Here is a 13,814-nt window from a genome sequence, read left to right as displayed (position 1 = left end):
CTGCCCGCAGAAGGGCGAAAGCTGTAAAGCGGCGGGCCCGCCAATGGCCATACCCCAATGGTGCGCGGCGGTAAGGGGCCCGTGCTGCGCGCCATTGCGGTGCTTGCGCTAGGTGAGACTCAAAGCGTATTCGGGCCGACCTTCAGCGCCTTGAAGCTCAGCAGGCACCCTGCTCGCACGGCCTCGACCTGGGCGCTGATCGCATCTTTGACCACGGCCTCGCCGAGGTCGGTGAGTTCTTGCTTCTTGATGTGCTCGACGCTTAGGTGGAGCATGTGCATGGCCACATCCATGGACTGCTGGAAAGCCAGCAGGGTAGTGTTGGGGCCCAATTGATCGATGACTTTTTCCCAGCGACGATCCGATTCCGCCTGTAACTGCAGAAACTCGTTCATCGACACCTTGTTGTCCGCGTAGATGGTCGCGAGCAGCTCTTCGAGTGATTTGGAGATAACGCTCATGTGTAGCTCCTGAGTTGAGGGACAGTTGACCCGAAACGCGTTCGCAAGGCCCGGCTCACGCCGACCTCCTGACACCGTTTCCAAGAGCACCATGTATATCCGGTCAACCGTTACCACCCCCATAAGGCTGTTCCGTTCAAGCCCGGCAGAATGCGCCAAGCTGCGTGGGATTTTTTTCAGGTTGCCCCGCCCTCTCCCTCAGCGCAGTCCATGGAAAGGGTTTCTGTAACGGCGTGTCTCGTCCCGCCCGGTTGAACCGACATCCCCCTCGAAGGTCGCAATTAAGCCATCACGGCGCTGGTGGGTTTGCCCCCGCGCTTGTGTCATCATGCTCCGACCGCCGGTTAGTCCCAGTTAAGCCTCTCTATGAACAGACCCTACGCACTGCTGCTTGCCTTCGCCCTGCTCCAGGGCTGCCAGAGCCTGGCGCCGCAAACTGCCGAGCCTCCCGTTGCCGAGGCCGACAAGGATGTGGCGAAAAAGCCCGTGGCGTATGGATCGTTTACCCAGGACGGCCTCTATAGCCTGCTGGTGGCCGAGCTTGCTGGCCAACGCAATCGCTTCGACATCGCCCTGGCCAACTATGCCGATCAGGCCGAGAAAACCCAGGACCCTGGCGTCTCCGAGCGCGCCTACCGCATCGCCGAGTACCTGGGCGCCGATGAGCCAGCCCTGGACAGCGCGCTGATCTGGGCCAAGAACGATCCGCACAACCTCGACGCCCAGCGCGCCGCTGCCATTCAGCTGGCGCGCGCTGGCCGTTACGACGACTCCATGGTCTATATGGAGAAGGTTCTACAGGGGCAAGGCGACACCCATTTCGATTTCCTCGCCCTTTCTGCCGCCGAGACCGACCAAAGCACCCGCGACGGCTTGATGCAGAGCTTCGACCGCCTGCTGGTGAAGTACCCCGACAACAGCCAGCTGGTGTTCGGCAAGGCACTGCTGCTGAACCAGGACGGCAAGACCGAAGAAGCCCTCGACCTGCTCGAGTCGCACCCGGCGCAAAACGGCGAGATCGCGCCGATTCTGCTGCGCGCGCGCCTGCTGCAAGCCCTGGACCGTGGCCCGGAAGCGCTGCCGTTGCTGCGTGGCGCGATCCGTGACAACCCCGAAGACCGACGCCTGCGCCTGACCTACGCGCGTACCCTGGTCGAACAGGACCGCATGGCCGACGCCAAGGCCGAGTTCCTGAGCCTGGTGCAGCAGTATCCCGATGACGATGAATCGCGTTACTCCCTGGCCTTGGTGTGCATGGAGAACAAGGATTGGGACCAGGCCGAGGTGTACCTGCGCGAGTTGATCGAGCGCGACAGCAACGTCGACGCTGCTCATCTCAACCTTGGTCGCATCGCCGAAGAGCGCCATGACCCGGCCGCCGCCTTGCGCGAGTACGCCCTGGTCGGCGCCGGCGCTGATTATCTGCCGGCGCAACTGCGCCAGGCCGACATCCTAATCGCCAACGGCCGCGGCAGCGAAGCCTCGCGCCTGCTGGCCGAGGCCCGCGAGGCGCAGCCAGACGCCGCCGTGCAGCTGTACCTGATCGAGTCGGAAAGCTACAGCAACAACAACAAGGACGCCCAGGCCTTGCAGGTGCTGCAACAGGCCCTGATGCGCTACCCCGACGATCTCAACCTGCTGTATACGCGGGCGATGCTCGCCGAGAAGCGTGGCGACCTGGCGCAGATGGAAAAAGACCTGCGCGCCATCATTGCCCGCGAGCCGGAAAACGCCATGGCCCTCAACGCCCTTGGCTATACCCTCGCCGACCGTACCAACCGCTTCGCCGAAGCCAAGGCGCTGATCGAAAAAGCCTACCAGCTGACCCCGGAAGACCCCGCCGTGCTCGACAGCATGGGCTGGGTGAACTATCGCCTGGGCCAGCTCGACGAGGCTGAAGACTACCTGCGCCAGGCCTTTACCCGCTTTCCCGACCACGAAGTCGCTGCCCACCTGGGCGAAGTACTTTGGGCCAGCGGCAAGCGCGGCGAAGCCCGCAAGGTGTGGGCCAAGGGCTTCGAAGCCCAGGCCGACAGCCCTATCCTGCGCAAGACCCTCCTGCGCCTGACCGGATCCGAGACTCTTTAACGCCATGTTCCTGCGCCATTGCATCACCTTCACCCTGATCGCCCTGTTGGCCGGCTGCGCCGGCTTCGGTAGTCGCGAGGCCGTGCAAGGCCACGGCGACCCGCAGCAGTGGCGCGCCCATAAAGAACAGCTGAGCAGCCTCGACGGTTGGCAGATCAACGGCAAGGTCGGCATTCGCGCGCCGCGCGACTCCGGCAGTGGCACGCTGTTCTGGCTGCAGCGCCAGGATTACTACGATATTCGCCTGGCCGGCCCGCTTGGCCGTGGCGCTGCGCGTCTGACCGGGCGTCCCGGTGGTGTCGTGCTGGAAGTGGCCAACCAGGGCCGCTATGAGGCCGACAGCCCTGAAGCGCTGCTCGAAGAACAATTGGGCTGGCAATTGCCGGTTTCGCACCTGGTCTGGTGGGTGCGCGGCCTGCCGGCACCCGATAGCAAGAGCAAGCTGACCCTGGACGGCGACAGCCGTCTGGCCAACCTTGACCAGGATGGCTGGCAGGTCGAATACCTGCGCTACGCCGAGCAGAACGGCTACTGGCTGCCAGAGCGGATGAAACTGCATGGCAAGGACCTCGACGTGACGCTGGTGATCAAGGACTGGCAACCGCGTCAGCTGGGGCATTGATCCCATGCACACGCTTACCTTGCCCGCCCCGGCCAAGCTCAATCTGTGGCTGCATATCATCGGTCGCCGCGCCGATGGCTACCACGAACTGGAAACCGTCTTTCAGTTTCTCGAGCATGGCGACGAGCTGAGCTTCGCCGTGCGCCAGGACGGCGTGATTCGCCTGCATAGCGACTTGCAGGCCGTGCCCCACGACAGCAACCTGATCGTGCGCGCCGCGCGCGCGTTGCAGGCGCAGTCGGGCACTGCACTGGGAGCCGACATCTGGCTGAACAAGGTGCTGCCCATGGGCGGTGGTATCGGCGGCGGTAGCTCCGATGCAGCCACGACATTGCTGGGCCTGGCACACCTCTGGCAGCTGAACTGGAATGAAGACCGTCTGGCGACCTTGGGTCTGAGCCTGGGCGCCGACGTGCCGGTGTTCGTTCGCGGCCATGCCGCGTTCGCCCAGGGCATTGGAGAGCAACTCACGCCGGTGGACCCTGAAGAGCCCTGGTATGTCGTGCTTGTGCCGCAAGTGTCTGTCAGCACAGTAGAAATTTTTTCACATCCGCAGTTGACACGTGATTCCCTCCCCCTTAAGATGCGCCCCGTTCCCGAGGGAAACAGTCGAAATGACTGCCAACCGGTGGTAGAGCAGAGTTACCCGGAAGTTCGCAACGCGCTGAATTCTTTGGGTAAGTTCACAGAGGCTCGACTAACCGGCACTGGAAGTTGTGTGTTTGGGGCCTTCCCAAGCAAAGCCGAAGCTGATAAAGTTCTGGCCCTTCTTTCAGCGACCCAAACAGGGTTTGTGGCGAAAGGAAGCAATGTTTCGATGTTGCATCGCAAGCTGCAAAGTCTGGTCAAGAAGTCGAGCGCATAAGCGTTCGCAGCAACAGATACAGGGGCGTCGCCAAGCGGTAAGGCAGCAGGTTTTGATCCTGCCATGCGTTGGTTCGAATCCAGCCGCCCCTGCCATTTTCCTTATACTCATCCAGGTATACCCTCAGCCTTCAGGTACTGCGCGTGTCCAAGATGATGGTCTTTACGGGGAACGCTAACCCCGATCTGGCTCGGCGTGTCGTACGTCAGCTGCATATCCCTCTCGGTGACGTCTCTGTCGGTAAGTTCTCCGACGGTGAGATCAGTACTGAGATCAATGAAAACGTTCGCGGTAAAGACGTCTTCATTATTCAGCCGACCTGTGCCCCGACCAACGATAACCTGATGGAACTGGTAGTGATGGCCGACGCCTTCCGCCGCTCCTCAGCCTCCCGAATCACCGCCGTGATTCCCTACTTCGGATATGCCCGCCAGGACCGCCGTCCGCGTTCGGCACGTGTAGCCATCAGCGCCAAAGTGGTGGCTGACATGCTCACTGTCGTGGGTATCGACCGTGTACTCACCGTCGACCTGCACGCTGACCAGATCCAAGGTTTCTTCGATATTCCTGTCGACAACATCTACGGCTCGCCCGTACTGGTGGACGACATCGAAGACCAGCGTTTCGAGAATCTGATGATCGTTTCCCCGGACATCGGTGGCGTGGTGCGCGCACGCGCCGTCGCCAAGTCCCTGGGTGTCGATCTCGGCATCATCGACAAACGCCGTGAAAAGGCTAACCACTCCGAGGTCATGCACATCATCGGCGACGTCGAAGGGCGCACCTGCATCCTGGTAGATGACATGGTCGACACCGCCGGCACCCTGTGCCACGCGGCCAAAGCCCTGAAAGAGCACGGTGCTGCCAAGGTTTACGCCTATTGCACGCACCCTGTCCTGTCGGGCCGTGCGATCGAGAACATCGAGAAGTCGGTCCTGGACGAGCTGGTGGTGACCAACACCGTGCCGCTGTCCGCCGCTGCTCAAGCCTGTGACCGTATCCGTCAGCTGGATATCGCACCGGTTGTCGCTGAAGCGGTCCGCCGCATCAGCAACGAAGAATCGATCAGCGCGATGTTCCGCTAAGCGGAACCCGTGTTGATATGAAGCGCCCCGCCCCAGCATGTGTTGGGGCGGGGCTTTTTTGCCATCCCCGTCGACGCTGGTCGCAAACGTCTTCGGGGGGCTATTTTGGAGAAACAAAATGACTGATTTTACCCTGAACGCCCAAGCGCGTACTGACCTGGGGAAAGGTGCGAGCCGCCGCCTGCGTCACTCCGCTCACATCCCAGCCGTGGTTTACGGTGGCAACAAGGACGCTGAGTCCCTGACCATCCTGGCCAAGGAAATCACCAAGCTGTTCGAAGACGAGGCTGCCTTCAGCCACGTTCTGCAGCTGAACGTCGACGGCACCAAGCAAGACGTCATCGTCAAGGCCCTGCAGCGTCACCCAGCCAAAGGCTTCATCATGCACGCCGACTTCGTTCGCGTCGTTGCTGGCCAGAAGCTGACCGCCAAGGTTCCGGTTCACTTCATCAACGAAGAAGCCCCGGTCAAGAAAGGCGGCGAGATCTCCCACGTTGAGTCCGAGATCGAAGTTTCCTGCGAAGCCAAAGACCTGCCTGAGTTCATCGAAGTCGACCTGGGCAGCGCTGAAATCGGCACCATCATCCACCTGTCGGACCTGAAAGCGCCTAAAGGCGTAGAGTTCGTCGCTCTGGCCCACGGTGATGACAAAGCTGTTGCCAACGTTCACGCTCCGCGCGTTTCCGCCGAAGCTGAAGAAGAAGGCGCTGCCGAGTAATCCACTCGCGCGCCGGTGTTGATCGGGTTACAGTGCGCCCCGCGCCTGTAACCCAACAACTCCAAGGAAGAGCCCCTGACGTGACCGCCATCCAGTTGATCGTCGGCCTGGGTAACCCCGGCCCCGAATACGAACAGACCCGGCATAACGCAGGGGCTCTTTTCGTTGAACGCATTGCCAGCGCCCAGCGCGTTTCGCTGACCGCTGACAAAAAATATTTCGGCCTGACGGCTAAGTTCAGCCATCAGGGCAACGACGTTCGTTTGTTGATCCCCACCACCTACATGAACCGCAGCGGCCAGTCCGTGGCGGCCTTGGCCAATTTCTTCCGCATCAAGCCGGAAGCGATCCTGGTGGCGCATGACGAACTCGACCTGCCTCCGGGCGTTGCCAAGCTCAAGCGCGGCGGCGGCCATGGGGGGCACAACGGCCTGCGTGACATCATTGCGCAGCTCGGCAACCAGAACGACTTCCACCGCCTGCGGCTTGGCATTGGCCACCCGGGCGACGCCAAACTGGTCTCCAACTTCGTCCTGGGCCGCGCGCCGCGCGCCGAGCAGGAGAAGCTCGACGCCAGCATCGATTTTGCCCTCGGCGTGCTGCCGGACGTGCTGGCCGGCGATTTCGCCAAGGCCATGCGCGAGCTGCACAGCCAGAAGGCCTGATTTCCTAGAGAGGGGAATATCCATGGGTTTCAATTGCGGCATCGTCGGCCTGCCCAACGTCGGCAAGTCCACCCTGTTCAACGCCCTGACCAAGTCTGGTATCGCGGCCGAGAACTTCCCTTTCTGCACCATCGAGCCGAACAGCGGTATCGTGCCGATGCCCGATGCGCGCCTGGCGGCACTGGCGGAAATCGTCAAGCCTAACCGCATCCTGCCGACCACCATGGAGTTCGTCGACATCGCCGGCTTGGTGGCCGGTGCGTCGAAAGGTGAAGGCCTGGGCAACAAGTTCCTGGCCAACATCCGCGAAACCGACGCCATCGCCCACGTGGTGCGCTGCTTCGAAGACGAGAACGTGATTCACGTTTCCAACAGCGTCGACCCCAAGCGTGACATCGAGATCATCGACCTCGAACTGATCTTCGCCGACCTCGACAGCTGCGAAAAGCAGTTGCAGAAAGTGGCCCGCAACGCCAAGGGTGGCGACAAGGACGCCCTGGCGCAGAAGGCGATCCTGGAGAAGCTGATCCCGCACTTCACCGAGGGCAAGCCTGCGCGCAGCCTGATGAAGCACATGGCTGACGACGAAAAGGCGGTGATTCGCGGTTTCCACCTGTTGACCAGCAAGCCGGTGATGTACATCGCCAACGTGGCCGAAGACGGCTTCGACAACAACCCGCACCTGGACGTGGTCAAGGCCATCGCCGAGGAGGAAGGCGCGGTGGTGGTGCCGGTGTGCAACAAGATCGAAGCCGAAATCGCCGAGCTGGACGATGGCGAAGAGAAGGACATGTTCCTCGAGGCCCTGGGCCTGGAAGAGCCAGGTCTGAACCGCGTGATCCGCGCCGGTTACGAGCTGCTCAACCTGCAGACCTACTTCACTGCCGGCGTGCAGGAAGTACGCGCCTGGACCGTGCGCGTCGGGGCCACTGCCCCGCAGGCAGCCGGTGTGATCCACACCGACTTCGAGAAAGGCTTCATTCGCGCCGAAGTGGTGGCCTATGACGACTTCATCCAGTTCAAGGGTGAAAGCGGTGCCAAGGAAGCCGGTAAATGGCGCCTGGAAGGCAAGGACTACATCGTCAAAGACGGCGACGTGATGCACTTCCGCTTCAACGTATAACGCCCTCTCACCGACGCCCCCTTCGCGCTGCAACAGGCTGCGAAGGGGGCGTCGTCGTTTCTGCCGTCAGCCGGCAGGCGGTGCTCAATGCCAGGTGATCTGGATACTTCGCAAGCCAGTCCAAACAGAAGCACTTGGTTTCAAGTTGCGGCAACACGCCTGCCAATGGTTCACAAAATCCTGAACTGATTATTTCCCTCCAGCGATTTTTCTCTCAGCCAAGCCCCACCAGAATCGCCTCACCACAATCACAAAAACCGTGAGGCCACTCCCGTGGACCAGACACTTCAGGTACAGCAGGCTGCGGCCGAGCTGGTAGCCGCCTTTGCCAGCAACGACAGCGCCCGTTACTTCGCCTGTTTCAGCGAAGACGCCACGTTCCTCTTCCACACCTTGGCGCAACCGCTGCTGACCCGCCGCGCCTATGAAAACCTCTGGGCCCAGTGGCAAGCCGAAGGTTTTGCCGTGCTCGCCTGCCAGTCCAGCAACCCGCAGATCAGCCTGCAGGGCGAGGTGGCGATCTTCATGCACGAGGTGGCCACGCACATTCGTGCTGCCGGTCAAGAGCAGCAGTTGGCCGAGCGCGAGACCATCGTCTTTCGGCGCTATGGCGAGCGTTGGCTGGCGTGCCATGAGCACCTCTCGGTGCTGAGCCCAGCCTGATTCGAACTTACGCGGCCCTGCCGCACTGCCATCGCACCCACAAGAACGGGCAGCGCCAAGCGCGGCCCTACAACAACCGCGCTGGAGCATCACCATGAGCCACTCGACCGCTATCGAGACCAACGGCGTCGAACAGATCCCCGACGATCAACGCGACGCTACCCCACTGGACCTGTTCCGCCTGATCTTCGGCGGCGCCAATACCTTCGCCACCGCCGTACTGGGCAGCTTCCCGGTGCTGTTCGGGTTGTCCTTCCAGGCCGGCCTCTGGGCCATTCTGCTCGGCGTTGGGGTGGGCGCGCTGATCCTCGCCCCCATGGGCCTGTTCGGCGCCCTCAACGGCACCAACAACGCGGTATCGTCAGGGGCGCACTTCGGGGTGCATGGGCGTATCGTCGGTTCGTTCCTGTCGCTGCTCACGGCGGTGGCGTTCTTTTCGCTGTCGGTGTGGAGCTCGGGCGATGCCCTGGTTGGCGGCGCCAAGCGCCTGGCTGGCCTGCCCGAAACCGAGCTGACCCTGGGCCTGGCCTACGGCCTGTTCGCGGTGCTGGTGCTGGTGGTGTGCATCTTCGGCTTTCGCTTCATGTTGTGGGTGAACAAGATCGCCGTGTGGGCTTCAAGCCTGCTGTTCCTGCTCGGCATCGTCGCCTTCGCCGGGCCGTTCGATGCAGCCTTCGCCGGCAGCGTGAACCTGGGTCAAGCGGGGTTCTGGGCGGCGTTCGTGGGCGCGGCGATCCTGGCCATGAGCAACCCGGTATCGTTCGGCGCCTTTCTCGGTGACTGGTCGCGCTACATTCCGCGACAGACGCCCAAGGCACGCATCATGCTGGCGGTGATCGGCGCCCAGGCAGCGACGCTGATTCCCTTCCTGTTCGGCTTGTGCACCGCCACGCTGGTGGCAACCCAGGCACCGGACTACATCGCGGCCAACAACTACGTGGGCGGATTGCTGGCGGTAGCGCCGAGCTGGTTCTTCCTGCCGGTATGCCTGATTGCGGTGATCGGCGGCATGTCGACCGGCACCACTGCGCTCTATGGCACCGGCCTGGACATGTCCAGCGTGTTCCCGCGCTTGCTCAGCCGTGCGGCAGCCACGCTGTTGATCGGGGTGCTGGCGATCGGCTTCATCTTCATTGGCCGCTTCACCTTCAACCTGGTGCAGAGCGTGTCGACCTTCGCGGTGCTGATCATCACCTGCACCAGCCCATGGATGGTGATCATGATCCTCGGCTTGATCACCCGCCGCGGCTTCTACCATGCCGACGACCTGCAGGTGTTCACCCGCGGCCAACGCGGCGGGCATTACTGGTTCCGGCACGGTTGGAACTGGCGTGGCATGGGCGCGTGGGTGCCCAGCGCGCTGGTAGGCCTGTGCTTTGTCAACCTGCCCGGCCAGTTCGTCGGCCCGCTCGGCGAGCTGGCCGGTGGCATCGACCTGAGCCTGCCGGTCACCCTGGGCCTGGCAGCAATGTTGTACCTGCTGCTGCTGAACCTGTTCCCTGAACCCGCTGGGGTGTATGGCCCGCAAGGGCCGCGCTGGGTGCGCTGCAAGCGTGCGGCGTGTGCACCGATAATTCGCGCCGAGATGGCCTGACTGGATACCGACCATGACAACTTCCCATTACATCGCCGGCCGCTGGGTCGAGGGCCAAGGCAGCGACTGCATCAGCGTCTGCGAACCGGCAAGCGGCTTGCCTTTCGCCGAATTCAGGGCAGCCAGCGCGGCTCAGGTCGATGAAGCCGTGGCGGCCGCGCGCGCTGCCCTGAATGATTGGAAACAGCTCGATGCCCGTGTTCGCGCAAACCTGCTGCGCGCCTTCGCCGAGCAGCTGGGCGAGCGTCGTGAGGCGCTGGTCAGCCTGCAGATGCGCAATAACGGCAAGCCACGCCATGAGGCCGAAATCGACCTGGACGATGCCATCGCCACCTTCACCTATTACGCCGACATGGCCGAGCAACTGCCCGCGCAAGCCCGCGACGTGCCCTTGGCCGTGCCAGGCTTCACGGCCAGAACCCGCATGGAGCCCGTGGGCGTGGTGGGCCTGATCGTGCCGTGGAATTTCCCCCTGGTGACCAGTGCCTGGAAACTGGCACCGGCACTCGCCGCCGGCTGCACGGTGGTGCTCAAGCCGTCGGAGGTGACGCCGCTGATCGAGCAAGCCTATGGCCAGATCGCCGACGCCGTAGGCCTGCCAGCCGGCGTGCTGAACATCGTCAACGGCAAGGCACCAACCGGCGCCGCCCTGAGCAACCACAGCGGTCTGGACAAACTGTCGTTCACCGGCAGCAACAGCGTAGGCAGTCAGGTGATGCGCAGCGCCTCGGCGCAGTGCCGGCCAGTGACCCTGGAGCTTGGCGGCAAGTCGGCGATCGTGGTGTTCGACGATTGCGACCCTGATCAGGCGGTGGCGTGGATCGTCGCCGGCATCACCTGGAACGCTGGGCAGATGTGCTCGGCGACTTCGCGCCTGCTGGTGCAGGAGGGCATTGCCGACACGTTGATGCCGCGCCTCACGGCAGCGCTGGAAGCGCTGCGCATTGGCAACCCGCTCACTGAAGAGATCGACATGGGGCCGCTCACCAGCCAGGCGCAGTGGCTGAAAGTGGCCGGTTATTTCGCCACGGCACGCGAAGAAGGCCTGCACTGCCTGACAGGTGGCCAAGCACTGCAGCGTGATGGCTGGTTCGTCAGCCCGACGCTGTATGTCGATGTCCCCACCGACAGCCGCCTGTGGCGCGAAGAGATCTTTGGCCCGGTGCTGTGCGCGCGACGCTTCGGCACCGAGCAGGAGGCGATCGCCGAGGCCAACGACAGTCGCTTCGGCCTGGTCGCGACGGTCTGCTCTGCCGACCTGGCGCGCGCCGAGCGCGTCGCCGATGCCCTGGAGGTAGGCCATGTGTGGATCAACTCGGTGCAGGCGGTGTTCGTCGAAACCTCATGGGGCGGCACCAAGGGCAGCGGCATCGGCCGCGAGCTGGGGCCGTGGGGCCTGGCGGGCTATCAGTCGGTCAAGCATGTAACGCGCTGCCTGGGCTGAGCCCCCAGGCACATGCTTGCAAGGTCATGTCAGCGCAAGCCCGCATGACCTTGCAAGATCGCCCGTCGCGGCTCAAGCCCCTTGCGTGGAAGGCTCCCCGCCCTTCGCTCCGTCCTGCAGCAACACCATGCTCTGCGGCGCCGACAAGGCGATACCCTGCTCGCGCAAACGTCCCAGAATGGTGAACAGCAGGTCACTGCGGGTCCCCGACACCTGCCGTGGCCCCGCCACGTAACCGCTGGCGCCAATCACCATGCCGGCCGCTGTCAGGTCCTTGAAACTCACCGAGCTGGCCGGCGCGTCGAGGATCGCCTCATGCTCGTGGAAGGCCGCAAGCAACAGCTCGCGTACCAGGTTGGCGTCGGTGTCCAACGGCAAGGTCAGGGTGATACCGACCACGCCCAGGGCATTGCCCATGGTGACGTTACGCACGTTCTGCGAGATGAACTGCGAGTTGGGCACGATCACCGTCGAGCGATCGGACATCTGGATTTCGGTAGCGCGCACGTTGATCCGACGGATATCGCCCTCGACCCCCGCCAGGCTCACCCAGTCACCGACCTTGACCGGGCGTTCGGTGAGCAGGATGAGGCCGGAGATGAAGTTCTGCACGATCTGCTGCAGGCCGAAACCGATACCCACCGACAGTGCGCTGACCACCCAGGTCAGGCTGGTCAGGTTGATGTGCAGGGTCGACATCACCAGCATCGCCAGGAACAAAAAGCCCAGGTAACCGACCAGGGTCACCAACGATGCGCGCATGCCTGCGTCCATGTCGGTGTCAGGCAACAGCCGCTCGCTCAACCAGCGCTTGACCACGCGGATGCCGAACAACCCGCCGCAGAAGATCGCTGCGGCCAGCAGAATATCCTGGGGCACGATGTTCAGATTGCCCAGCACCTTGCCACCGGTGCCGTCCCAATCGCCCAGGCTCAGCAACAGCTCGCCGGGGCTGGTACCCGAAGGCATCAGCGCCAGCAATACGGCCAGGAACAGCAGCACGGTACGGCTGATACCCACCAGGATGGTGCTGGCTTGCGCCTGATGGCGCGGCGCCAGGCCCAGGGTCGAGGCCAGCGCCAGGCCGCCGGGTTGACGCGGCGACAGCAGGGTTTCGCACAGGTCGGCGAAGAACGTGGTGAGCAGGTAGGCACACACCGCCACCACACTGATCCACAACAGCTTGGCGGTGAGGAAATAGGCCAGGGTCAGGTAGCCGGTCAGCAGCGCGAGGATGATCAGCCCGACCCAGACCACGATCACGAACGGAATCAGCCCGGCCAAGCCGGCCGGGCGTGGCAGCTCATGCTTGCGCAGCGTGCGGCGGTAACGCACCAGGGCCAGGGCGAAGATCGCCGCCACCACCAGCGCAGTCAGGCCATTGGTGGCCACGGTCAGTGCCAGGCTGGTGCCGATGACGCTGTTGATACGCTCCATGGTCAGCATCACCATCAGCGCCAGCGCCAGCAGTTTAGGGAACCAGCCCAGGGCGGCGGCGACTTCATCGGCGATCTGCGGCAAGCGCCATGACGGCCGCTGCAGCATCAGCATGGCGCGACCAAGCCCGGTGATGAAGGCGCTGAACACCACCAAGGTGAGGAAGTGGTTGGTCAGGCTGGCGATGTCCGAGCCAAGCTCGGCGCTGCTTTCCAGGCCCCAGCGCAACAGCGACACCGAGCCGGCGATGGTGCCCAGCGTGGCCAGGCTCACGCTCAGGGCCAGGGCACTGCGGCGCAGCCGGCCTTCGGGCAGGCGATGCACCATGGCACTGGCCAGCAGCCGCTCGATCAGCCGCCGCACCCAGATCCACACCGCGAAAGCGGCGACCACGCTGGCGATGAACCACCAGCGATGCTCGGGGCTGAACGCATCATTCAAGGCCGCGCTGGCCTCCTCGCGCAGATCGCGCAAGCGCGCCACGTCATCCTCGGTGGGGCGGATCAGGCTCGACCAGAAGGCCGGGCTCAGGGGCGAGGCGGCGCGGCTGAGGATCTGCGAGTTGAACTGGCTGCGGCGCAGGTTGACGATCTGCGTCGACAGATCACGCGCCGACTGGGTCAACTGCGTGGCTTGTTCCTGCTCGGCCACCAGCGCCTTGCGTTGCGCATCCAGTTGCTTGCGCTGGCGGGTCAGGCTTTCAGCCTCGTCAGGCTGCACCGGGCCGAGCACGTTGAGCTGATCGTTGACCTTGGCCACGTCACTGGTGCGCAAGGTAGCCAGGGCATCGGCCTGGCGCTGCACCTGCACCGCCGCCATGCGCAGCTGCGACAGCAGGTCATCGTTGGCATTGCTGGTAACGCCCTGGCGGATCAGGTCGAGGCGATCGCTCAACTGCTCGTAGCTGGCGTCCTCGGTCAGTGCCGGCAGGTCGGCGACGTTGAGCGCGGACGCCGGCGCAGCCGGCGCCGACCAGGCTGGGGCGGCGAGCGCCAGCATCAGGGTCATGATCCCCAGGTAGAATCGGGCAAGGCTGACACGCCTCATCG

12 protein-coding genes and 1 tRNA gene are annotated in these 13,814 nt (G+C 63.4%); 11 read left to right on the top strand and 2 right to left on the bottom strand.

The window, feature by feature from the left end:
* Positions 1-119: 119 nt before the first annotated feature.
* Positions 120-461 carry a hypothetical protein gene (locus tag FS665_RS18710; protein ID WP_145191731.1) on the bottom strand — a complete coding sequence of 114 codons (342 nt, stop codon included), beginning with the start codon at positions 459-461 and terminating at the stop codon, positions 120-122.
* A 366-nt stretch (positions 462-827) separates the two neighbouring features.
* On the opposite strand from FS665_RS18710, the gene FS665_RS18705 reads away from it, so the two are divergent.
* The 11 genes from FS665_RS18705 to FS665_RS18655 all read left to right on the top strand — a co-directional run bounded on the left by FS665_RS18705 (position 828) and on the right by FS665_RS18655 (position 11,328).
* Positions 828-2,549: a tetratricopeptide repeat protein gene (locus tag FS665_RS18705; RefSeq protein WP_145191728.1), complete on the top strand. Its 1,722-nt coding sequence runs from the start codon at positions 828-830 to the stop codon at positions 2,547-2,549.
* Between the two features lie 4 nt (positions 2,550-2,553).
* The gene (lolB, locus tag FS665_RS18700) at positions 2,554-3,171 is read left to right on the top strand and encodes a lipoprotein insertase outer membrane protein LolB (RefSeq protein WP_145191725.1); all 618 of its coding nucleotides are present in this window, start codon (positions 2,554-2,556) and stop codon (positions 3,169-3,171) included.
* A 4-nt stretch (positions 3,172-3,175) separates the two neighbouring features.
* Positions 3,176-4,036 (top strand): 4-(cytidine 5'-diphospho)-2-C-methyl-D-erythritol kinase, encoded by an 861-nt coding sequence (gene ispE / locus FS665_RS18695; protein ID WP_145191722.1) that lies wholly within the window; start codon positions 3,176-3,178, stop codon positions 4,034-4,036.
* A gap of 20 nt (positions 4,037-4,056) precedes the next feature.
* Positions 4,057-4,131, top strand: a tRNA-Gln gene (locus FS665_RS18690).
* A 48-nt stretch (positions 4,132-4,179) separates the two neighbouring features.
* On the top strand, positions 4,180-5,121 hold the full coding sequence (locus FS665_RS18685) for a ribose-phosphate pyrophosphokinase (protein ID WP_003247410.1): 942 nt from the start codon (positions 4,180-4,182) through the stop codon (positions 5,119-5,121).
* 118 nt (positions 5,122-5,239) lie between these two features.
* Positions 5,240-5,839 (top strand): 50S ribosomal protein L25/general stress protein Ctc, encoded by a 600-nt coding sequence (locus FS665_RS18680; RefSeq protein WP_145191719.1) that lies wholly within the window; start codon positions 5,240-5,242, stop codon positions 5,837-5,839.
* 80 nt (positions 5,840-5,919) lie between these two features.
* Positions 5,920-6,504: an aminoacyl-tRNA hydrolase gene (pth, locus tag FS665_RS18675; protein ID WP_012270476.1), complete on the top strand. Its 585-nt coding sequence runs from the start codon at positions 5,920-5,922 to the stop codon at positions 6,502-6,504.
* 22 nt (positions 6,505-6,526) lie between these two features.
* A complete protein-coding gene (ychF, locus tag FS665_RS18670; protein ID WP_145191716.1) occupies positions 6,527-7,627 on the top strand; it encodes a redox-regulated ATPase YchF in 1,101 nt (366 codons plus the stop codon).
* A gap of 273 nt (positions 7,628-7,900) precedes the next feature.
* On the top strand, positions 7,901-8,290 hold the full coding sequence (locus FS665_RS18665) for a nuclear transport factor 2 family protein (RefSeq protein WP_145191714.1): 390 nt from the start codon (positions 7,901-7,903) through the stop codon (positions 8,288-8,290).
* 94 nt (positions 8,291-8,384) lie between these two features.
* Positions 8,385-9,884, top strand: coding sequence for a cytosine permease (locus tag FS665_RS18660; protein WP_145191711.1), 1,500 nt, complete (start codon positions 8,385-8,387; stop codon positions 9,882-9,884).
* Positions 9,885-9,897: 13 nt separating this feature from the next.
* Complete coding sequence (locus FS665_RS18655; RefSeq protein WP_145191708.1) at positions 9,898-11,328, top strand: aldehyde dehydrogenase family protein; 1,431 nt, start codon at positions 9,898-9,900, stop codon at positions 11,326-11,328.
* Between the two features lie 72 nt (positions 11,329-11,400).
* On the opposite strand, the gene FS665_RS18650 is transcribed toward FS665_RS18655, so the two are convergent.
* The gene (locus tag FS665_RS18650; protein ID WP_145191706.1) at positions 11,401-13,812 is read right to left on the bottom strand and encodes a DUF3772 domain-containing protein; all 2,412 of its coding nucleotides are present in this window, start codon (positions 13,810-13,812) and stop codon (positions 11,401-11,403) included.
* Between the last annotated feature and the right edge of the window lie 2 nt (positions 13,813-13,814).

The sequence above is a fragment of the Pseudomonas sp. URMO17WK12:I11 genome (assembly GCF_007677725.1).
Taxonomy (GTDB): Bacteria; Pseudomonadota; Gammaproteobacteria; order Pseudomonadales; family Pseudomonadaceae; genus Aquipseudomonas.
Note: the sequence above shows the minus strand (reverse complement) of the source record. Positions and strands in the feature narration are given on the sequence as shown.

Coding starts and splice junctions, on each gene's coding strand:
- FS665_RS18710 (WP_145191731.1), bottom strand. CDS start 461: ATGAGCGTTATCTCCAAATCACTCGAAGAGCTGCTCGCGACCATCTAC.
- FS665_RS18705 (WP_145191728.1), top strand. CDS start 828: ATGAACAGACCCTACGCACTGCTGCTTGCCTTCGCCCTGCTCCAGGGC.
- lolB (WP_145191725.1), top strand. CDS start 2,554: ATGTTCCTGCGCCATTGCATCACCTTCACCCTGATCGCCCTGTTGGCC.
- ispE (WP_145191722.1), top strand. CDS start 3,176: ATGCACACGCTTACCTTGCCCGCCCCGGCCAAGCTCAATCTGTGGCTG.
- FS665_RS18680 (WP_145191719.1), top strand. CDS start 5,240: ATGACTGATTTTACCCTGAACGCCCAAGCGCGTACTGACCTGGGGAAA.
- ychF (WP_145191716.1), top strand. CDS start 6,527: ATGGGTTTCAATTGCGGCATCGTCGGCCTGCCCAACGTCGGCAAGTCC.
- FS665_RS18660 (WP_145191711.1), top strand. CDS start 8,385: ATGAGCCACTCGACCGCTATCGAGACCAACGGCGTCGAACAGATCCCC.
- FS665_RS18655 (WP_145191708.1), top strand. CDS start 9,898: ATGACAACTTCCCATTACATCGCCGGCCGCTGGGTCGAGGGCCAAGGC.
- FS665_RS18650 (WP_145191706.1), bottom strand. CDS start 13,812: ATGAGGCGTGTCAGCCTTGCCCGATTCTACCTGGGGATCATGACCCTG.